Source organism: Crenothrix polyspora, assembly GCF_900163755.1.
Classification (GTDB): domain Bacteria; phylum Pseudomonadota; class Gammaproteobacteria; order Methylococcales; family Methylomonadaceae; genus Crenothrix; species Crenothrix polyspora.
This window is the reverse complement of record NZ_FUKI01000120.1, coordinates 22,779-43,415: the sequence shown is the minus strand read 5'-3', so window position 1 is coordinate 43,415 and position 20,637 is coordinate 22,779. Positions and strand designations below refer to the sequence as shown.

Here is a 20,637-nt window from a genome sequence, read left to right as displayed (position 1 = left end):
AGCCTTATATACAGCAGTTATCATCCTTCCTCTCTGTAATGCGAACTGGCAATCGGTTCGCATTTTTTTTTAATCTGGGGTCATTATTATGAACCGCAATGCTGTAACACGCACTAATCAACCCCATGATTACCTACTAAATCGAGAAACCGCTGTCCATGAAGCGAGCCATGCCGTCGCTATTTATCTGGGCAATAAACAAAAGCAACTGCCTGCAACTTTTTTCCAAATTATTATTAACCGTCAAGCGCTACCGCATAACATTTTGTTATCTAATAACGACGGAATACAGCATGACTGGATTGCCAAAATAGAAGGCGGGCGCTTGATTCATAGCCTGCCAACCTCAATTGATGAGATTACCCAAGGGCTTTCCGCTGCACAAACATTCGCTTATCGACGGGCATTTGAAGCCGATATCATAAACCTGCTGGTAGGATCACTGGCTGAAGCCAAATACGTGGCACTGCGCGATAATGAGCCGATTAATCAGTATTTAGTAACTGTGCAAGCTTTGCACTATTACGGAGGCGCATCGGATCTTATGCTCATTGGTAAATACCTTAACTGTGTCGAAAAACACGAACGTAGCGATAAAATGACAGAATTGTTTTTGTTGGCGTACCGCTTTATTGATAATCGCTCCATTTGGCAAACAATTATGACTTTGGCGGATTACATTCAAAAATCAGTTAAAAACACGATAGCTTACGAAGAAATAAGCGACTTAATTGATCAACAGAGCAAATAAATAGAATACAAATAACACTGATACGCCAAACATACACTGAATTTTATCTGCGTTAATCCATGTACAACCGGTAAATCCGTGTTATCCACATTCTATTTTACAAGCGAATAGTTACAGTTTTATATAATTATGTAAATTAAAAAACAAAATATGAAAAAATATAAAAAAAATGCTAGAACTCTTGCTTTTTTAAGACTGCCGTAATATGCGTTTGTTATATTAACCTCGCACGTCGCACATCTTCTAGGATAGGAGTCTTAATGTAATGAACACTCATCATACAACCCATACCCTGAGTCAGTTTAGTCGCAATAACATCAACCGTGAAACCGCTATTTACGAAGCCGCTCATGCAACGGCTATTTATTTAGGTAATAAAAAACGTCAACTACCGCCCATTTTTTTCCAAATCTCCATTACCCATGATATGAATAAAATAAATCAGGCATGGGTTGCCAAAATTGACGGTGGTCGCTTGATTCATACGCTGCCGTCATCAATTGCAGAAGCCACCAGAGATTTTACCGACACCCAAAAACAAGCCTACCAGCTTGCTTTTGAAGCCGATATTGTTAATTTGTTGGTGGGGCCACTGGCAGAAGCAAAATACATATCTCTGCGTGATCATACGCCGATCAAGCCAACGCTAACAAGCTTACATCCCTTGCAAGACGGCGATGAAACCGCAGATTTACAAACTGTTCGTGAATATTTAGAATGTTTTTTTACTGAAAAAACCGAACAACTCAGTAAAATTGCCGAGTTGTTTTTAATCGCACTTAACTTTATTAATAATCCCAGCCATTGGCTAGCCATTGTAGCGTTAGCTGATTATATTATTAAGGTTGGCAAAGATTGTATAGATTGCGAAGAAGCGGGCGGCGTTATTGCCCAGCAAGTTTACTGATATACGCTTAACCACGGCTGCCAAATAATGCCGAGCCCAGTCTTACAATAGTTGCACCTTCAAAAATAGCGGCTTTTAAATCGCCACTCATGCCAAATGAAAAGGTATCGAGTGCTAAACCATTCAGCTTAGCAACCGCTACACGAAGTTGCTGATAAGGTTGGCGCTGATCTTCAAAATATTCCTGTGGTGCAGGAATAGCCATAACGCCGCGTAATTTTAAACGCGGCAACAAAGCTATTGCCGCACATATATCTGGCAATGCCGCCAAAGCAAGCCCCGATTTCGTTTCTTCATTACTGATATTCACCTGCACACACACATTGAGCGGCGGCAGATTATCGGGTCTCTGATCGTTTAAGCGTTGTGCTATTTTTAAATTATCAACACTGTGTACCCAATTAAAATGCGCAGCAATATCCTTGGTTTTATTGGATTGAATCGGCCCAATAAAATGCCAGCTAATATTAAAAGCCCCCAAGTGCTGCTGTTTTTTTAAGGCTTCTTGACAATAATTTTCACCAAAATGCCGCTGCCCTGCCTGATAGGCTAGGGCTATATCGCTTGCAGGCTTGGTTTTGCTGACCGCCAGCAATAACACCGTATTTTGGGGACGATCTGCGGCTGTCTCTAGCGTATTAATCTCAGTGCGTATAGCGTAAAGGCGTTGACTAATAGTATTCATAAAAGGTATCACCTAACATAATGTTACGGTTTATTTGAGTGTTTGCCTTCAAAAAAGCAAAGACTTGAACTATTGTATAAGGATAGTATTGTGTTTTACGTTTTATACCGCTTCAGAGGATATGATGGATATTACCGAATTACTGGCTTTTTCAGTTAAAAACAATGCGTCAGATTTACATTTATCGGCAGGTTTGCCACCAATGATACGCGTTGATGGCGATATTAGACGTATTAACATCCCGTCTTTAAATCATAAAGAAGTGCATGCACTGATTTATGACATCATGAACGATAAACAACGTCGTGACTACGAAGAATTTTTAGAAACCGATTTTTCGTTCGATTTACCTAATGTCGCGCGATTTCGTGTTAATGCGTTTAATCAAGGCCGTGGTGCAGCGGCGGTGTTTAGAACCATTCCGTCCAAAGTTTTAAGCCTTGAAGATTTGCAAGCGCCTAAATTTTTTCAGGAAATTACCCGTAAATCCCGTGGTTTGATTTTAGTGACAGGCCCTACCGGTTCTGGCAAATCAACCACCTTGGCGGCCATGATTAACCATATCAATTATAACGATTACCAACATATTTTAACCGTTGAAGATCCGATAGAATTTGTCCATGAAAGTCAAAAATGCCTGATTAACCAACGCGAAGTACACAGAGATACGCACGGATTTAACGAAGCATTACGCTCGGCATTACGCGAAGACCCCGATGTGATTATGGTCGGTGAAATGCGAGACTTAGAAACCATTCGGCTTGCACTAACCGCCGCCGAAACCGGTCATTTAGTGTTTGGTACGCTGCATACCACCTCGGCGGCTAAAACCATAGACCGTATTATAGATGTATTTCCCGCCGCCGAAAAAGACATGATACGTTCAATGCTATCAGAATCATTACAAGCGGTTATTTCGCAAATATTGCTTAAAAAAATCGGTGGTGGTCGCATCGCTGCACACGAAATCATGTTGGGTACATCGGCTATTAGAAACTTGATCCGCGAAGCAAAAGTAGCGCAAATGTATTCGGCTATTCAAACGGGGCGTAAAGACGGTATGCAAACACTGGATCAAAATCTAAAGGAATTAGTAGATAAAGGCGCGATTACTGCAAAAATGGCTATGGCGAAAGCGGTTAACAAAGACATGTTCAAATAAAGGATTATACCCGTGGATTTTAAAGCGTTGCTGGCCTTAATGGTGCAAAAAAAAGCATCCGATTTTTTTATTACTGCTGAACGAGCCCCTACTATGAAGGTGGACGGTAGCTTGATTGAAGTGTCTAAATCAGCGTTAACAGCAGAGCAAGCCATGAAGGTTGTGCTAAGCATTATGAATCCACGCCAACGCACTGAGTTTGAAAACACCAAAGAATGTCAGTTTGCTATTACGCTACCCGATTTAGGTCGATTTCGGGTGAGTGCTTTCACGCAGCGCGATGCTGCTGGCATGGTGTTACGGCGTATAGAAAGTGAAATACCCGATGCCGATACGCTGAATTTACCGCCTATTTTAAAAAGCCTGATTATGGAAAAGCGCGGGCTAATTATTTTTGTTGGCGGCACCGGCACCGGTAAATCAACCTCATTGGCTTCGTTAATTAGGCATCGCAACATAAATAGCAGCGGCCATATTATTACCATAGAGGATCCGATTGAATTTCACCACCCACATTTGGGCTGTATTATTACCCAGCGTGAAGTGGGGGTAGACAGTGAATCATACGAAGTGGCGTTAAAAAATACGTTGCGCCAAGCCCCCGATGTTATTTTGATTGGTGAGGTAAGAACCCGCGAAACCATGCAAAATGCGATTACCTTTGCAGAAACAGGTCATTTATGTTTGTGTACCTTACACGCCAACAATGCTAACCAGGCAATAGACCGCATTATGCATTTTTTTCCTGATGAAATGCACGATCAATTGCATATGGATCTGTCTATGAATCTGCGTGGTATTGTTGCCCAGCAGCTCATTAAGCGTTCGGATGGCAAAGGCCGTTATCCAGCGATTGAAATTATGATTAATACGCCATTAGCAAAAGATTATATTCGTAAAGGCGAAATACACAAACTGAAAGAACTCATGAAAAATTCCCGTGAACATGGCATGCAAACCTTCGATCAAGCACTTTTTGATTTGTATAGCGCAGGAAAAATAGGCTACCAAGATGCGCTGGATTCGGCAGATTCAAGAAACGAAGTGCGCTTAATGATTAAAATGAGCAGCAATCTGTCAGGACTTGGCAATAATGATGGCATGATTTTATCAGAGCTGGAAAATTAAGCAGCGTTACAGCGTTTTCAACTTAGGACAGTTACAGCCACCGTTCGTGTTGAGCTTGTCGAAGCATGAACGACACACTTCGACAAGCTCAGTGCGAACGGTTACGCTGTAAGTGTTAGCCGTCCTGATAATTTCAACAAAAATACGCTTAGTAATGATCAAAAAATAACCCAGTTTTGCTGACTATTGACAACGGCCTCGGCTAAAGACTGGGGTAGTCAATATAGCCTCTCTCATCACCACCATAAAATGTAGCCGAATCAGCCGAATTAAGCGCTGCGTGTTGCTGAAAACGCGCTACTAAATCGGGATTGGCAATATATAACTGGCCAAATGCCACCGCATCTGCCATACCTTCTGCAAGTACTGCCTCGGCGCGTAGCTGATCATAGCCACCACACACTATTAAATTACCCTGATAGACTTTACGTAGTACACTCAGTGTAATCACCTTAGCACCGTGACGAATATCACCTTCCAGTGCATCAACAATGTGTAAATAAGCCAAATTAAAATGATTGAGTTCGGCTAACACATAAGTAAAAATCGCTTCGGGATTAGAATCTGCTATATCATTAAACGTACCACTGGGTGACAGGCGAATCCCTACCCGGTCTGCACCGCATACCGCAATCACAGCTTTAGTCACCTCCATTAACAATCGAGCACGATTTTCCAACGAACCGCCGTAGATGTCAGTACGCTGATTCGTGCCATCACGTAAGAATTGATCCAGTAAATAGCCATTAGCGCCGTGTATTTCAACCCCATCAAAGCCTGCGGCCAAGGCATTTTTAGCAGCTTGCCGGTAATCTTCAACAATGCCAGGGATTTCATCGGTAGCCAAAGCGCGCGGTGTTACAAACGATTGCATACCCGTGGGGGTAACAGCCTGGCCTTTGGCGGCAATAGCTGAAGGCGCTACCGGCAATGCGCCATCATGAAAATCAGGATGAGAAATACGCCCAACATGCCAAAGTTGTAATACCATGCGGCCTTTTTTCTCATGTACCGCAGTGGTTGTTTTTTGCCAAGCATCTATGTGTGCTTGATTCCAAATACCCGGTGTTGCAGGATAACCCACACCTTGCGGTGAAATCGGCGTGGCTTCAGAAATGATTAAACCCGCAGAAGCCCGTTGACTGTAATAAGTAGCCATGATCTCAGTTGGTATGCTATTGGGCGCACGCATACGGGTGAGCGGTGCCATGATAATACGGTTGGGTAACTGTAATGCACCCAGGTTAATCGGTGTGTATAGCTGTGTTGTCATAATGGCTTATAAGTGTGATGTTACACAGAAACACTGCGTAACTGACTACGAAAGTTTAATTAAATTGATGCTGGCCTATTTATGATGCTTTTTTCAGCATCCCCATGCCATTGGGTTTTTTAACAATTTGCAGCTGTGCTTTAAAGCGTTTTTGCACACTTTCCACATGAGAAATCACACCAACGGTTTTACCGTGTGCTTGTAGGCTTTCCAGCGTACTGATAACCGTGTACAAGGTTTCTGCATCCAGATTGCCAAAGCCCTCGTCAATAAATAAAGAATCCACGGCCTTACCATTATTGGCTAATTCCGAAAGCCCCAACGCCAGCGCCAAACTGACAATAAAGCTTTCGCCACCAGATAAAGTTTTAGGTAAGCGGCGCATGTTGGCTTGATAAGTATCTTCAATTTCCAGTGCCAAACCTTGGTCACTGAGTTTTTGGCGCAAATAATACCGACCACTGACTTTTTCTAAAACCGCATTGGTTTGCGACAACAATTGATCGGTGATTTGCTTTTGCACGCGTTTGCGGAAAGTCATGCCATTTTCAGCGTCAATTTGCGCTTTTTCAGCCAATGCCTGTTGCTCAACATCTTGCTGACTTTGCAATTGTGCCAAAATCGCAGCGTATTTTTTCTGTAACTGAACTTGGTCGGCTAATAGACTTTCTACGCGCTGCGCTTCCAGGCTAGCAATTTGCAGTTTTTCTGCGTTAGTGCGTAACTGTATTTTTAATTCTTCCAGACTCAGTGCGGATTCAACAGTAGCGTTTTCAATGGCCCATTGTGCTTGATTTTTCGCCAGTTCCGCCGTTTTTTCGATAATTTGCTGGGTTAATTGTGCGTGTTGTTGTTCTATGACAGGCTGCTGGTCAACCAGTTGTAACACCACGTTCACATCGTGTACAGTGCTAAATACCGTGGCTTGCATTTTCTCTTTCAAAGATTGCTGCACAAATTGTGTATCAGCATCTTGCTCGGTAAGGCGCTGCTCCATATCGGCAATGAGCTTTTGTTTTTCAACCAGTGCCAAATGCAAGCCGATACTTTCTTCGCTGTGCAGTTGTTTGTTTAAATTTTCAATCTGCAGATCGTAATTATCCGACTCAATCTTACAGGTCGCTTGCTTACTGGCTAATAACGCAATATCGTCACTTATGCTTTTTTGGCGCAAAAGGTTATTTTGGTAATTCTGGCGACGACTGTTTACTGAATTCAGTAAATCATCTTCTTTACCCGCACTGGGTAGCTTGTCACCTAGCGCCATTAATTGCGCACTGATTGTGTCAGCTAAAATTTTCTCATCGTGCTGGCATTTGGCGTAGGCGTTATCTAACTCACTGCGTTCTTTACTGCGTTGTTGTTGATCAGTGTCCAAGGCTTGGCTGTTGGTTTGTACATTTTCCAGATTAGCGTGTATTTTACTGATCAACGCTTGGAGTTTGTCGATGGTTTGTTGCGTGCTACGGTATGTATTAGCCAGCGTGGTAATATTTTTTAATTGTTGGCTTTCATCGTTGAGCAGTTGCTTCATTAAACTGACATTGCTGATCTCCATGCCATCACTGGCACTGTTAAGACGATTACCCAGCGTAAGCCATTGTGTGTGTATTTTTTGTGTTTGGGTAGCTCTAATGCGATTTTTCTCGGCGGTTTTTTGTGCGTTGCCAAGCAACTGTTCTTGTTGCGTAATAGCGGCTGCCAGATTTTTCATCTTCTCTTTTTGATCAAGCAACGCACGTTCAGTATTAGCAACGACCGGTGGCCGCGCGGCATAAGGATGGTTATTTGACCCACACAACGGGCAAGGTTTGCCATCAACAAGATGTTGTCTGTCAGCCGCCATTTTTTTCAACAGACTGTTTTGAAATACCGCTTCTTCCAACGCCAGTTTAATATTTTCTTCCAGCTTAATGTCTTTTCTATAAGCATCCAGTTGTTGCTGAAGAACGTCAATATCGTGATTGATGTCTGGCTTGGCTTTTTTAAACAGGCTAAAAAATCCAGCGCGTTGCGGTGTATTTATTTTTTGATGATCCAAACCTAGATTGGTAAACGCCTGATACGTTCTCACCCGATCTTGCTGATCTTTGAGAAGATCTTCAATTTCTGCCAGCGTACGACCTTCTGCTAAATCGTGTAATTTTTGTTCGGCGGCGCTCAGTTTGTCTTTTAGTTCGGCAACGGTTTTATGATCTTTTTGATGGATTGTGCTGTTGGTTTTTAACGATGACGCGGCTTTTTTTAACCAGAGTGCGTGGGCTTTTTGTTTTTCTTCCAGCTCAGCTAACTGGATTCTTAGATTTTTTAAAGTGGCAAGATCTGGAAATTGCACCAGTAAACTGGCATCAACGACTTGTTGCTCCAGCCAAGCAGTGACCGTGACCAAAGCGGCTTGTTTATCAGTAATTTGCGTTTCCAGCGATTTCGATAAGTCAGTTTCGGATAATTTATTAGCGCCGAGCAAAGCAATTTGTGCCCTGAGTTGATCTATTGCCTGAAGCTGCTCAGCAAATGATTTATCGCTTGCGGGTGCTGTAGTGTCCTGTTGCAGTGTCTTTGCAGAATGTAATTCTTTTTGCAGAAGCTTTAACTCGGCTTGGTAGGTGTTGAGCTTTACCTTGCTGTCGTGTAAGTTTTGCTGTTTTTGTGTTAATGCTGCAATGTCGTCTTTTAGCAATAAAGCGTCGTGTGCTTTGTTAAGTTCAGTAATTTTTTTCTGCACGGCCTCTGCTTGTGCATTTAATGCTTGCAGTGCCTTTTTTTGCTGAGTAATGTTATTTTGCAGGTCGGTGATTTTTATCAGTGCTTGCTGTTGCTGTAAAAAGACGTTGTGTTGTTGCTGTAACTCGGTTTGTTGTTCGTTAAAGTCGATCAGATCATGCGTCAGCGCTTCTTGTTTAGCGGGTTCTAGCAATGCGACGGCGTTTAAATCTTGTTTTAAGTGTTGCAAACGTTGCTGCGCCTTAGCAACTTTTTCAAAGATGGCATTTTTGTGATCCGCATAAATATCAGTACTGATAATTTTTTCCAGAATATCCATGCGCTCATTGTCCAACGCATTTAAAAACGCAGTAAAATCACCTTGTGCCAATAGTACGGAACGGGTGAAGTTACGAAAATTCATACCGGTGATGTCGCGGATACACAAACAAACGTTTTGTGCCGTATTAGCCAGTTCTTCGCCGGTGTTGATGCGTACTAACCTCATGGCAGCGCTAATCGACGCGTCTTGGTTTGCCGCTGTACGCTGTGCATGCCAACTGGCTTGGTATTTTTCACTGCCTAAAGAAAATTCCAGTACCGAAAAACAGTCGTTGGTATTTTGCGTCATAACGTGTTCGGCAGGGCGATTAAACCGAAACGTTTCGCCATATAAAGCCAAAGTGATGGCATCTAATATGCTGGATTTCCCAGAACCATTAGGCCCGGTTATGGCAAAAACACCGCTATCGGAAAACGGCGGTTGCTCAAAGTTAATGCGACTTTCGCCTTCCAGTGAGTTGATATTTTTAAAATAGATATTAAGAATTCTCATAACTGTTGGACGTATGTATTTTTCATATCAACTGTGGGACGCTGCTACCTAAAGATAAATAGCATGATACACGATGGTATTGTTTAAAACAAAAGGCAAAAGCTAGCTACACAGCCGTTATTATGATTGTTAATCGGGTGCATCGGTTATGTATTCTAATGTCCACGGACATTCGGCTGTGATAAAAAGCACAGGGAATCTCATACAGCCACGACTGCGTACACATTACACCAATAGTTTTCAGTTAGCATTAGCTATTACGATACCTCAGTCAACTTTTCATACCTTTGCTGTACAAATGACGTTTCATTTTGGATACTTTTTCAGTAACCGTTCAATCCCCCTTTTTCAAAGGGGAAAGTGAACGCATACAAAACAACATAGCTCATCCATAGCCAACTTACAGCGTTTTCAACTTAGGACAGTTACAGCCACCGTTCGTGCTGAGCTTGTCGAAGCATGAACGGCACACTTCGACAAGCTCAGCACGAACAGAAATGGAGTTTAAGTTGTTCAACTTATTTCATGCACATTCCTTACATTCATACTTTGAGTTTGACAATCAATCGATTGATTGATTATTATGTCAATATACATCAATCGTTTGATTTTATTTCATCACCGTATTTCATAGCCCTTAAACAGAGAAGTATGCCTAAAATCCAGGATAACGCAGCAAAAAACACCAGCGCGCGCAGCAGATTGGTACTTGCCGCATTACATATCTTTGCTGAAAAAGGTTTCGAAGGTGCATCTACACGAGAAATCTGTGAAATGGCAGAGGCTAATATTTCAGCCATTCGCTATTATTTCGGTGATAAAGCGGGACTTTACCGCGCGGCATTTACCGAACCTATGTGTGATGCACCGTGCCGTCGCAATACTACCGCCTATACCACCTTAGCCTTACCCGATGCCTTAAAGCTATTTTTCAGAGATTTTCTCGATCCTCTCAAACGCGGCGAAGAATTCCGTTTGGTTATGAAGCTGCATTTTCGGGAAATGATTGAGCCAACCGGCGCATGGCAACAAGAAATTGATGCCGAAATTAAACCGCAACACGAAGCTATAGTTGCGTTATTAACCCAGCATTTAGTGCTCACGCGTGTTGATATTGACGCACACCGACTCGCTTTTGCGATTATTGGTATGGCGGTACATTATTATGTTGGCCATGAAGTAGTCTCCGCTATTTGCCCGCAATTGTTAAATAGCCCCAAAGCCATTGATACCTTAGCTGAGCGCTTGGCAGGGTATGCCGCTGCCATGATCGAAGCGGATGCTAATCGCCGACTGTCAGAATCCAACCATGAAAAAAACTAAACCTTGTCAACTAAGTCTGGCCGCTTTAAGTCTACTGCTGTCTGCTTGTGGATTAAAAGGGGGTTGGTTAACCACCGTAGGCCCCAATTATCACAGCCCTGCCCCACCGACACCTAGCCACTGGTCTACAGATAATGACAGCTTTATTGCCCACCAAGGCAGTGTCTTGATACTGACAAAATGGTGGCAAGGTTTCAATGACCCCGTGCTTAATCGCTTACTCAGCGCGGCTCAACAAGAAAATGCCTCAATCTCAGCTGCCAAAGTACGTATCGAACAAGCACGCTCTAATCTAATTGGTTCAACCGGATCAGTTTTACCCAACTTAGATGCCAGCATGGGCAGTTCGCGCTCGTCGTTTTCTTTTGGCGAAGCGCCTTTTTTACGTACCCAACACCAGTTTCAACTCCAGTCCAATTGGGAAATTGATTTATTTGGTGGCTTAGCCAGACAACAGCAAGCCGATCGCAGTCAATTACAATCCCGTCATGCCAGCTGGCACGGTGCTCGCGTAGCGGTCGCCGTAGAATTGGCCAATGCCTATTTACTGTATCGCTATTGCGAAATACAAGTGCAACTCGCACAGGCTGACAGCGATTCTCGGCAAGCATCAGCAGAATTATTAGGCCTTGCCAGTAACGCAGGCTTTAAAAGCCCAGCAGATATCGCACTGGCTAATGCCAGTACTAACGAGGCCAATACACGCGTATTACAACAAAAAACCCAGTGCGAGCGCTCCATTAAAGGTTTGGTGGCCTTAACCGGTTTACCAGAAAACCACGTTCGCGGTTTATTAACCGATACCGCCGAACGCACGGCGAAATTACCGACACCGCCGCTGTTTCAAGTCAATGCAGTACCGGCCACGGTTATTCGGCAACGACCTGATATTGCCGCTGCGGAACGAGACATGGCCGAAGCCAGCGCTAAAATTGGTGTTGAACAAGCTAACCGTTACCCTAAATTAAATCTCACTGGCAATATTACCCCCCTCTTACAAAACATTAATGGCTCGGCTTTTGCGTTGGCAAATACCTGGTCTATTGGCCCAACACTGAGTTTACCACTGTTTGATAATGGTAAAAGAGCGGCTAACGTACACGTCGCCAAAGCCCAATATGACGCGGCGGTGGCACAATATCGTGCCGCCGTGCGAACAGCGGTTAAAGAAGTCGAAGAAGCCATGCTACGTTTAACCAGTGTTGAAGAGCGTTTACCCCTCGCCCATTCTGTCAGCAATGATTACCAAAGCCATTTTTCAGCTACCGAAAAACTCTATCAAACAGGCTTGGGTAATCTGCTGGATGTTGAAAACGCACGCCGCAATCTGGTTAACTCAGAATCAGCGACACAAGCCCTAGAATACGAAAAAATCAGCGCCTGGATTGCGCTGTACCGTTCAGTGGGAGGCAGTTGGCAAGACCAATTAAGCGCCGACAAAAGCCAGACCAATAACACGCAGAAACTATCAAAACAACCCAGCACTTTATCGAGACACCATCCATGAGCAACATAAAGTCAGCCAGCGTATTAGCCGGTGCAGCCTTCCTCATCGGCGGCAGCGTCGCTTTAGTACACAGCACCGAAACGCCCGCTCCCAAGGCAATTAACCCGGTTAGCAGACCCGCTCTGAATGTCACAGCTATTCAACCTGTGCTGCGTGATATACCCTTAATATTGCCTGCCAATGGTTCTATTGCGGCCTGGCAAGAAGCCATTGTTGGCGCGGAAGTCAGCGATCTACGCTTAAAAGAAGTGCGCGTGCAAGTGGGCGATAGCGTGCGTAAAGGCCAAGTATTGGCGGTTTTTGCAGACGACAGCGTGTTGACCGATATTGCACAAGACAAAGCCACGCTGGCCGAAGCCGAAGCTAATTTTACCGAAGCCCGTATGAATGCTGGTCGTGCCCAACAAGTCGCTTCATCCGGGGCATTGAGCAGACAACAAATCGACCAATACCTGACCGGCGAAAAAACCGCGAAAGCCAAAACCGATGCCGCGAAAGCCCGTTTAAACAGCCAATTGTTACGACACCGCCACACCCGTGTTATCGCCAGCGATGACGGCATTATTTCCTCACGTAGCGCCACGCTTGGAGCGGTAGCCACACCGGGACAAGAACTATTTCGCTTACTGCGGCAAAATCGCCTGGAATGGCGAGCCGAAGTAACCGCAGCAGAAATGGTACGCTTAAAACCGGGACTCACTGTTTCGGTCGTTATTCCTAATGTCGCAACAGTGAATGGCACGGTGCGATCTTTAGCGCCTACGTTGGATGCACAAAGCCGTAACGGCCTGATCTATGTTGACTTACCCAACGCTGCTGCCCACGGTTTACGTGCTGGCATGTTTGCCCAAGGCGAGTTTCATCTGGGTAGTGAGCCAGCACTAACCTTACCGCAACAAAGCTTATCGCTGCGTGAAGGCTTTAGTTATGTGTTCAAAATCAGCAAACACAGCACCGATCAAGCGCAAGTGACTCAGCTTAAAGTACAGCTTGGTCGACGCATGGGCGATTATCTGGAGATCATCTCGGGCATTCAACCAGAAGATGAACTGGTGGCCAGCGGTGCGGCATTTCTGGCCGACGGTGATAGCGTGCGCGTGGTGCAGCCATGAACGTTTCAGCGTGGTGTATCCGCAACCCTATTCCGGCTTTAATGCTGTTCGTTATACTGAGCTTCAGCGGTATGATGGCCTTTAAAGCCATGAAAATTCAAAACTTCCCTGATTTAGACTTACCGACCATTACCGTATCCGCCAGTCTGCCAGGCGCATCACCGTCGCAATTAGAAACCGATGTCGCCCGCAAAATAGAAAATTCATTGGCGACACTACAAGGCTTAAAACACCTTACAACCCGCGTGCAAGACGGCAGCGTCAATGTTACCGCCGAATTTCGCTTAGAAAAACCGGTACAAGAAGCAATGGATGATGTCCGCTCTGCGGTCTCTAAAGTACGTGCCGATTTACCCGCCGATGTCCGTGACCCCATTATCAGTAAACTGGATATTGCCAGTACACCGATACTGGCGTATGCGATTGCTTCTTCTGGACGCGATGATGAAGCGCTGTCTTGGCTGGTTGATGATACTATTGCTAAACGCCTATTATCGGTGCGCGGGATCGGTGATATAAAGCGTGTCGGCGGGGTTAACCGCGAAGTGAGCATTGCCCTTGATCCTATTAAGCTGCAAGCGTTAGGGGCTACCGCTACCGATATTTCCCATCAATTGCGCCAAGTACAACAAGAAAGCTCAGGCGGGCGTACCGATTTAGGTAACGGCGAGCAACCGGTACGCACCTTGGCTAATGTGGCCTCAGTACAAGAACTGAGCGCACTGCAATTATCCTTGAATGATGGCCGGCGTATCCGCCTCGATCAACTCGCGACCGTCAGCGATACCGTCGCTGAACCGCGTGCGCTGGCTTTATTAAACGGCAAGCCGGTAGTCGGATTTGAAATTACCCGTAGCAAAGGCGCAAGCGAAGTGGAAGTTGGCGCGGGTGTTAAAAAAGTATTAGCCGAATTTCGTCTCAGCCACCCTGATGTGGAGTTCACCGAAGCGTTCAATTTCGTCATCCCTGTAGAAGAAGAATTTCAAGGTTCTATGTCTTTATTATACGAAGGCGGCTTACTGGCGGTTTTGGTGGTCTGGTTATTTTTACGAGACTGGCGGGCGACTTTTGTATCTGCGGTGGCCTTGCCTTTATCAGTGATACCCGCATTTATTGGTATGGATTATCTGGGCTTCTCACTCAATGTCGTCACTTTGTTGGCTTTGTCACTGGTTATCGGCATTTTGGTCGATGATGCCATCGTTGAGGTGGAAAATATCGTTCGCCACCAACGCATGGGTAAAAACTCTTTTCAAGCGGCTATGGAAGCGGCGGATGAAATCGGCCTGGCGGTAGTTGCCACCACATTTTCTTTGGTGGCGGTATTTTTACCCACCGCCTTTATGAGCGGCATTGCCGGACGCTTCTTCAAGCAATTCGGCTGGACAGCCGCGCTAGCCATTTTGGCATCACTGCTAGTAGCACGTATGCTCACCCCAATGATGTCCGCATATCTGCTGAAAAATACCCATCACCCAGAACCACCGGATGGCCGAATCATGCGCAACTACTTACACTTGGCAGCCTGGTGTCTTAAGCATAGGGTAATAACTATTACCGGCGCAGTGGCTTTTTTTATCGGCTCGCTGTTTTTAATTCCGCTGTTGCCCAAAGGCTTTATTCCACCTGATGACAACCCACAAACCCAAGTTTATATAGAATTAGCCCCTGGGGCTACGCTGGCACAAACCCGCGCCTCAGCAGAAACTGCACGCCAATTAGTCGCCCGCGTTGCCTACGTAAAAAGCATTTATACCACCATTGGCAGCGGCTCGGTGGGCACTGACCCGATGGCCGCTACCCATGCTGGTAGCGAGGTACGTAAAGCCAGCTTAACCGTCATCTTAGCCAATCGCCAAGACAGGCCGGTACGCAAGCAAGTGATTGAGCAAGACATTCGCGTCGCCTTGCAGAATCTACCCGGAGTACGTACCAAAGTCGGCCTGGGCGGTTCGGGAGAAAAGTATGTTTTGGTTCTCAGTGGCGATGAACCACAAACCTTATACAGCGCCGCCCGTGCGGTTGAAAAAGATTTACGCACCATCAGCGGGCTAGGTAATATCGCCTCCAGTGCCGCATTGGTAAGACCTGAAATTGCCGTCAAACCGGATTTTGCCCGTGCCGCCGACTTAGGGGTTACCTCCGCCGCCATTGCAGAAACCCTGCGTATCGCCACGGTCGGCGATTACGATATCTCCTTGCCTAAATTCAATCTCTCCCAGCGCCAAGTACCCATTATGGTCAGGCTTACCTCCGCAGGGCGCAGTGATCTTGCCGTATTAGATCGACTTGCCGTGCCGTCGAGTAAAACGGGTATTGGTCCTGTGATGATTAATCAAGTCGCTGATCTGAGCTTATCCAGCGGCCCCGCCATTATTGACCGTTACGACCGCTCTCGTAACATCAATTTTGAAATTGAACTGGCAAGTCTGCCACTGGGCGATGTTACCCAAGCCGTACAAAACTTACCCAGTATGCAAACACTGCCTGCGGGCGTAAAACAAATTAATATTGGCGATGCCGAAATGATGGGCGAATTGTTCGCTAGCTTTGGCCTGGCGATGCTCATCGGTGTGCTGTGTATTTTTATTGTGTTAGTGTTGTTATTTAAAGATTTTCTACAACCCATCACCATTTTGACAGCCTTACCGTTATCGTTTGGTGGCGGCTTTGTTGCGCTGCTTTTAGCACAGAAAAGCTTTTCTATGCCATCGTTAATTGGGCTGATTATGCTAATGGGGATCGCCACTAAAAACTCTATTTTATTGATTGAATACGCGATTGTGGCCAGACGTGACCACGGTATGAACCGCGTTGAGGCGCTACTGGATGCCTGTCACAAACGCGCCCGTCCTATTGTGATGACCACTTTGGCTATGGGCGCGGGTATGATGCCGGTTGCAATAGGTCTTGGCTCGGCAGATACGTCTTTTCGTAGCCCGATGGCAGTTGCAGTTATTGGCGGCTTGGTAACGTCAACACTGCTCAGCTTGCTGGTTATTCCGGTAGCCTATACCTATTTAGACGACATTAAAAATCTGATTTCAGCTGTATTTTTACGTGTAACACCGGTTAAAAAACCGGATATTAATTCGAGTTCTGGATAAAAAACAGCATGCGCTCAGTTCCCGCTAGCTAAGGGGGGAGATTTTTTAAATAAATATGCTTACGTCAAAGGCATCTTATATTTAGTGTCTTTTATCGCGTTACAATAAAAATATTTCCAATTCAAGGGATTTCTCACCATGCGTTTTTTAGATGTTAAAACCGATTTCGCTTTTAAAAAAGTATTCGGTAGCGAACGCAGTAAACCGCTGTTAATTAACTTCCTGAATGCCATTTTAGACTACACCGGCGAATACGCGATTACCGATTTGACCATCATCGATCCCTATCAAGCCCCAGCTATTAAAGGCATGAAAGATACTTTTGTTGATGTTAAAGCTATTTTAGCGAACGGCAGCACCGTTATTATTGAAATGCAGGTGCTAAACGTAGAAGGTTTTGAGAAACGGGTGTTGTACAACGCCGCCAAAACCTACGCGGCTCAACTCGATAAAGGCGAGCAATACAGCTTGCTAAACCCCGTGATTGCCTTAACCTTTGTCGATTTCATTATGTTCCCTGAACAAAGGGAAACCTTAAGTCGTTATAAATTATTGGAAACCCAAACACTGACCCATTACAGCGATGACATTGAACTTATTTTTATCGAATTGCCCAAGTTCACGTTAAGCCTTGACGATTTGAACAATATTCATGATAAATGGATTTATTTTGTCAAAAATGCGGGCAAGCTTGATTATATTCCCGATGCGTTAATGGTGGAAGCCAGTATTAACGAAGCTTTTGGTATTGCTAATGAAGCCGGATTAACGAAGGCAGAACTGGAGGCACAGGAAAAACGCCATGATTTTATTCGTTTGCAGCGCGGCTCTATTGAAAAAGCATTGCACGATGGGTTACTGAAAGGTCGAACTGAAGGATTGGTAGCGGGTAGAGCAGAAGGCGCAACAGAAAAAGCTTTGGAAATTGCGCGTAATTTGTTGGATGTGTTAGATGATGCCACGATTGCCCGTAAAACAGGGCTCACTGAAGCGGAGATTAAGGCGTTGCGGTGAGTTTGCGTTACTTAAAAGCGTATTATTTGATCAATAAAAAACCACCAGCTTTCAGTTAAGTAACGTTATTGTATCTACAGATATGTATTATTTTTACACACTTATTATTCATCAAATAATTTAAATACGCTGTAAAAATAACGGATTTCCTCTGCTTAATATTGTAAGGTTTATTTTACAATTTTGTAGAATTGTAAATAAATTGGCGTAGAATTGTTCCCGCAGCTTTTTTACGCGCTGCACCGTTATTTCACAAGCTTTTATTATCTGGGAAAGTTACAACTATTCGCTTTTCCCATTTGACTTTCAGATAGGGATATCTACACGAACAATTTCATTATTTTTGGGGAATATTTATAAAAATTCCAATCATTGGCAACCTTCAAAAAAATACCGTCGTATCTTTTGACCGTTGTTAAAGCAGGAACGAGTACAGGTACAGTAGTTAACAGTCAGGTAGGCATTGACTGTAATGCAGATTGTACCGAGTCTTATCTCAATAAAACAATAGTGACATTGACAGCCACACCCAATACCACAGCTACTTTTACGGGTTGGAGTGTTGGTTGTACTGGCAAAGCAGCATGTAAAGTTACGATGACAGTAGCCAAAAAAAGGACAGCAACATTTAATTTGTGGGAGTGAAAGCATTTTTACTCCCACAATAAACCATGCGTCTTAAATTATTGGAGAGAACTGATGAAATATCCCATCACTAATTTTTTTACCAACATCAAATATACAAAGCGTAGCGCATTACAACTACCCGCACTATACCTCAGTTTATGCTGTGCTTTAACTGTCAGCCCAATACTATTGGCCAATCCCACAATAAACACAAATAACGGCTTTAACACCGCAGCAGCAATCGTTGCACCTAAAAACAAGTTAGGGCGTGGGCTTAATTTTGGTGGCACTATGGAAGCCTTTGAAGGCGGTATAGAAGGTGGCCTAGTCGGCGATGATGCAAATAGTTATACCTGGGGGTATCCGTTAAAAGCGGACTATTTTGCGACCATTAAAAAAGCCGGTTTTCAACATGTGCGCCTACCGATCAGTTGGTCTATGAACAAGCCACCCAGTATGCGGTACAGCACTCTTACCGTTGCCCCCTACACCATCAGTTCTGAACTGTTCGCACGGGTAGATTGGGCAGTACAACAAGCTTTGAAAAATGGCTTGGCAATCATTATTGACAATCACAACCCAGATGATCCCATACATAAAGATCCTGTCGCAGAAGAAGAACGGTTTCTGTCGATCTGGCAACAAATTGCTGAACATTACAAAAATCAGCCCAATAGCGTATATTTTGAACTACTCAATGAGCCAACTAGTGTGCTCGGGCAGGATCCAATCCTTTGGAATGCCCTGTTAAATAAAACGTTGCAGGTTATTCGGCAGACTAATCCTAATCGTCCCATTATTGTAGGTGGGGTGAGTGCTAATAGCGCATGGACATTACCGAATTTACAGCTTCCGAAAAATGATCCGAATTTGATCGCCACTTTCCATTTTTATGACCCCTTTTCGTTTACCCACCAAGGCGCGTCGTGGGTAAATCCACCTTTGCCGACAGGTGTTACCTGGACAGGTACTACGCTTCGACTGGTACCCGGTATGACATTTGGTGTCTGGCATGAACAAACAAAATGGTCATTAAAACCGAGTAATACCCTGGCACTCAATTTTACCGCGTGGGGCGGATTGTATTTTTCCCCCTACATTAACTTGGTGGGATTTAACGCATTAAGCTTTAAAACCAATAAAGCGGGGCTGCGTCTTGGTGTACTTTGCAACGATCCCGATACAACGCCTACCGAAGATTATTATACGATCACAACCCTAAAAGGTTTGCGAACTTATACCGTAAACTTTAAAGATTGCGCCGGCTCAGATGTTTTGCGCCTCCTAAGAATTGCGAATTATTCCGATCAACCCGTAACCGGTGTGAACTTACAAGATATGGCTCTCACTGGTCCATTGGGTAGGTTGCCGTTGGTGGCTACAGAATTAGCTCAGATACAGACTGCCTTTGATTATGTAACTGCGTGGGCCAAGCTTAACAACAGACCTGTTCATATTGGTGAATTCGGTACTTACGAAAAAAGCGAAGGAGTCGGCGCGAGTGCTGGCAAGGCGCGGGCAAACTGGGCAAAAACTATGCGCCAAGAGGCTGAAAAACGTGGATTTAGTTGGTCGTATTGGGATTTTGCATCCGGTGGTGAATGTAACCAACAAATAGGGTTTGGCATTTACATTCGGGCAATCAATAGGCCGGGTGACTGCATTGAACCTGCGAAATGGAAGACACATTTATTGAATGCACTAACGCGTTAAAGCCAGGCAAATAAGCACACACAATTTGTACTTGAATATAATTCAAAAGTCTCTTGCTGGATGCACGGCTACTGTTAACATATATCATCTATAACTGAGCTACACCGAGTACTCAGTCACATTTATTCTGTCGGATAAATCGAAAAACCTACGAGGTTTTAAAAACCTCGTAGGTTTTTGCAACATACGACAGAACATCTGTTCAATAAATAAAATCACAGGGTTCTTAATGAAAAATATCACTTCTAATCTTCGACTTTTCGTCCTCTGTGTGATGATAGCAAATAATGGCTTTTCACCTTGTCGATTGGGACGGTGATTGTACAGGAATCGATACCTGTACTATATCAATGAGTAAGGCGAAAAAAGTTATGGCAAATTTTGCGGCTGCTACTACATTAACAACAGAAAAATCCGGTAACGGCAATGGTGTTATCACCAGTGCTCCATCGGGTATTAGCTGCGGCGCAGATTGTTCGGAAAATTATGTACAAGGTAGCCAAATAAACCTTGCCGCTGCACCGGATGTTAACTCCATTTTTGCTGGTTGGAGTGGCGGTGGTTGTTCCGGTATTGGTAGTTGTACCGTAACAATGGATGCAGCCAAATCCGTTACTACCACCTTTACTTTAAAGCCAGTTGACCCACTTTTTGAAGCTGGAGTGGTGGGTGTAGTGGAGTAGCCGTGACATGCAAGGTAACGATGACGGCGGCTAAAAAAATCACGGCAACGCTTAAGAAGAAATAAGATGTTTTTGTGGGAGCGAAGGAAATTATTCGCTCCCATAAC

The 20,637-nt window shown here is 44.5% G+C and carries 15 protein-coding genes; 12 read left to right on the top strand and 3 right to left on the bottom strand.

Annotated elements, in window-relative coordinates:
• The first annotated feature begins 88 nt into the window (after positions 1-88).
• Both CRENPOLYSF2_RS10520 and CRENPOLYSF2_RS10515 read left to right on the top strand, forming a co-directional pair.
• A complete protein-coding gene (locus tag CRENPOLYSF2_RS10520) occupies positions 89-751 on the top strand; it encodes a hypothetical protein (protein WP_087143904.1) in 663 nt (220 codons plus the stop codon).
• A gap of 265 nt (positions 752-1,016) precedes the next feature.
• A complete protein-coding gene (locus tag CRENPOLYSF2_RS10515; protein ID WP_087143903.1) occupies positions 1,017-1,658 on the top strand; it encodes a hypothetical protein in 642 nt (213 codons plus the stop codon).
• A 7-nt stretch (positions 1,659-1,665) separates the two neighbouring features.
• On the opposite strand, the gene CRENPOLYSF2_RS10510 is transcribed toward CRENPOLYSF2_RS10515, so the two are convergent.
• Complete coding sequence (locus tag CRENPOLYSF2_RS10510; RefSeq protein WP_087143902.1) at positions 1,666-2,343, bottom strand: YggS family pyridoxal phosphate-dependent enzyme; 678 nt, start codon at positions 2,341-2,343, stop codon at positions 1,666-1,668.
• 124 nt (positions 2,344-2,467) lie between these two features.
• Between CRENPOLYSF2_RS10510 and CRENPOLYSF2_RS10505 the strand changes: the two genes are divergently transcribed.
• Positions 2,468-3,505: a type IV pilus twitching motility protein PilT gene (locus CRENPOLYSF2_RS10505; RefSeq protein WP_087143901.1), complete on the top strand. Its 1,038-nt coding sequence runs from the start codon at positions 2,468-2,470 to the stop codon at positions 3,503-3,505.
• A 12-nt stretch (positions 3,506-3,517) separates the two neighbouring features.
• On the top strand, positions 3,518-4,633 hold the full coding sequence (locus CRENPOLYSF2_RS10500; RefSeq protein ID WP_087143900.1) for a PilT/PilU family type 4a pilus ATPase: 1,116 nt from the start codon (positions 3,518-3,520) through the stop codon (positions 4,631-4,633).
• 202 nt (positions 4,634-4,835) lie between these two features.
• Here CRENPOLYSF2_RS10500 and CRENPOLYSF2_RS10495 read toward each other — a convergent pair whose 3' ends face one another.
• The gene (locus CRENPOLYSF2_RS10495; RefSeq protein WP_087143899.1) at positions 4,836-5,906 is read right to left on the bottom strand and encodes an alkene reductase; all 1,071 of its coding nucleotides are present in this window, start codon (positions 5,904-5,906) and stop codon (positions 4,836-4,838) included.
• 79 nt (positions 5,907-5,985) lie between these two features.
• Positions 5,986-9,444: an AAA family ATPase gene (locus tag CRENPOLYSF2_RS10490; protein WP_087143898.1), complete on the bottom strand. Its 3,459-nt coding sequence runs from the start codon at positions 9,442-9,444 to the stop codon at positions 5,986-5,988.
• A gap of 651 nt (positions 9,445-10,095) precedes the next feature.
• Between CRENPOLYSF2_RS10490 and CRENPOLYSF2_RS10485 the strand changes: the two genes are divergently transcribed.
• The 8 genes from CRENPOLYSF2_RS10485 to CRENPOLYSF2_RS10455 all read left to right on the top strand — a co-directional run bounded on the left by CRENPOLYSF2_RS10485 (position 10,096) and on the right by CRENPOLYSF2_RS10455 (position 20,530).
• The gene (locus CRENPOLYSF2_RS10485; RefSeq protein ID WP_087143897.1) at positions 10,096-10,767 is read left to right on the top strand and encodes a CerR family C-terminal domain-containing protein; all 672 of its coding nucleotides are present in this window, start codon (positions 10,096-10,098) and stop codon (positions 10,765-10,767) included.
• A complete protein-coding gene (locus tag CRENPOLYSF2_RS10480) occupies positions 10,754-12,274 on the top strand; it encodes an efflux transporter outer membrane subunit (RefSeq protein ID WP_087143896.1) in 1,521 nt (506 codons plus the stop codon). The genes CRENPOLYSF2_RS10485 and CRENPOLYSF2_RS10480 overlap by 14 nt, the downstream gene beginning before the upstream one ends.
• Entirely contained in the window at positions 12,271-13,386 is a 1,116-nt protein-coding gene (locus tag CRENPOLYSF2_RS10475; RefSeq protein WP_087143895.1) for an efflux RND transporter periplasmic adaptor subunit, read from the top strand. The genes CRENPOLYSF2_RS10480 and CRENPOLYSF2_RS10475 overlap by 4 nt, the downstream gene beginning before the upstream one ends.
• Positions 13,383-16,493, top strand: a complete 3,111-nt coding sequence (locus tag CRENPOLYSF2_RS10470; RefSeq protein ID WP_087143894.1) for an efflux RND transporter permease subunit — start codon at positions 13,383-13,385, stop codon at positions 16,491-16,493. Before CRENPOLYSF2_RS10475 ends, CRENPOLYSF2_RS10470 begins: the two co-directional genes overlap by 4 nt.
• Positions 16,494-16,631: 138 nt before the next feature.
• On the top strand, positions 16,632-17,507 hold the full coding sequence (locus CRENPOLYSF2_RS10465; protein ID WP_087143893.1) for an Rpn family recombination-promoting nuclease/putative transposase: 876 nt from the start codon (positions 16,632-16,634) through the stop codon (positions 17,505-17,507).
• Between the two features lie 372 nt (positions 17,508-17,879).
• Entirely contained in the window at positions 17,880-18,152 is a 273-nt protein-coding gene (locus CRENPOLYSF2_RS19495; RefSeq protein ID WP_419185555.1) for an InlB B-repeat-containing protein, read from the top strand.
• Between the two features lie 54 nt (positions 18,153-18,206).
• Complete coding sequence (locus CRENPOLYSF2_RS10460; RefSeq protein WP_087143892.1) at positions 18,207-19,847, top strand: glycoside hydrolase family 5 protein; 1,641 nt, start codon at positions 18,207-18,209, stop codon at positions 19,845-19,847.
• Positions 19,848-20,218: 371 nt separating this feature from the next.
• The gene (locus CRENPOLYSF2_RS10455; protein ID WP_087143891.1) at positions 20,219-20,530 is read left to right on the top strand and encodes an InlB B-repeat-containing protein; all 312 of its coding nucleotides are present in this window, start codon (positions 20,219-20,221) and stop codon (positions 20,528-20,530) included.
• Positions 20,531-20,637 lie beyond the last annotated feature (107 nt).

Coding starts and splice junctions, on each gene's coding strand:
- CRENPOLYSF2_RS10520 (WP_087143904.1), top strand. CDS start 89: ATGAACCGCAATGCTGTAACACGCACTAATCAACCCCATGATTACCTA.
- CRENPOLYSF2_RS10515 (WP_087143903.1), top strand. CDS start 1,017: ATGAACACTCATCATACAACCCATACCCTGAGTCAGTTTAGTCGCAAT.
- CRENPOLYSF2_RS10510 (WP_087143902.1), bottom strand. CDS start 2,343: ATGAATACTATTAGTCAACGCCTTTACGCTATACGCACTGAGATTAAT.
- CRENPOLYSF2_RS10505 (WP_087143901.1), top strand. CDS start 2,468: ATGGATATTACCGAATTACTGGCTTTTTCAGTTAAAAACAATGCGTCA.
- CRENPOLYSF2_RS10495 (WP_087143899.1), bottom strand. CDS start 5,906: ATGACAACACAGCTATACACACCGATTAACCTGGGTGCATTACAGTTA.
- CRENPOLYSF2_RS10490 (WP_087143898.1), bottom strand. CDS start 9,444: ATGAGAATTCTTAATATCTATTTTAAAAATATCAACTCACTGGAAGGC.
- CRENPOLYSF2_RS10485 (WP_087143897.1), top strand. CDS start 10,096: ATGCCTAAAATCCAGGATAACGCAGCAAAAAACACCAGCGCGCGCAGC.
- CRENPOLYSF2_RS10480 (WP_087143896.1), top strand. CDS start 10,754: ATGAAAAAAACTAAACCTTGTCAACTAAGTCTGGCCGCTTTAAGTCTA.
- CRENPOLYSF2_RS10475 (WP_087143895.1), top strand. CDS start 12,271: ATGAGCAACATAAAGTCAGCCAGCGTATTAGCCGGTGCAGCCTTCCTC.
- CRENPOLYSF2_RS10470 (WP_087143894.1), top strand. CDS start 13,383: ATGAACGTTTCAGCGTGGTGTATCCGCAACCCTATTCCGGCTTTAATG.
- CRENPOLYSF2_RS10465 (WP_087143893.1), top strand. CDS start 16,632: ATGCGTTTTTTAGATGTTAAAACCGATTTCGCTTTTAAAAAAGTATTC.
- CRENPOLYSF2_RS10460 (WP_087143892.1), top strand. CDS start 18,207: ATGAAATATCCCATCACTAATTTTTTTACCAACATCAAATATACAAAG.
- CRENPOLYSF2_RS10455 (WP_087143891.1), top strand. CDS start 20,219: ATGGCAAATTTTGCGGCTGCTACTACATTAACAACAGAAAAATCCGGT.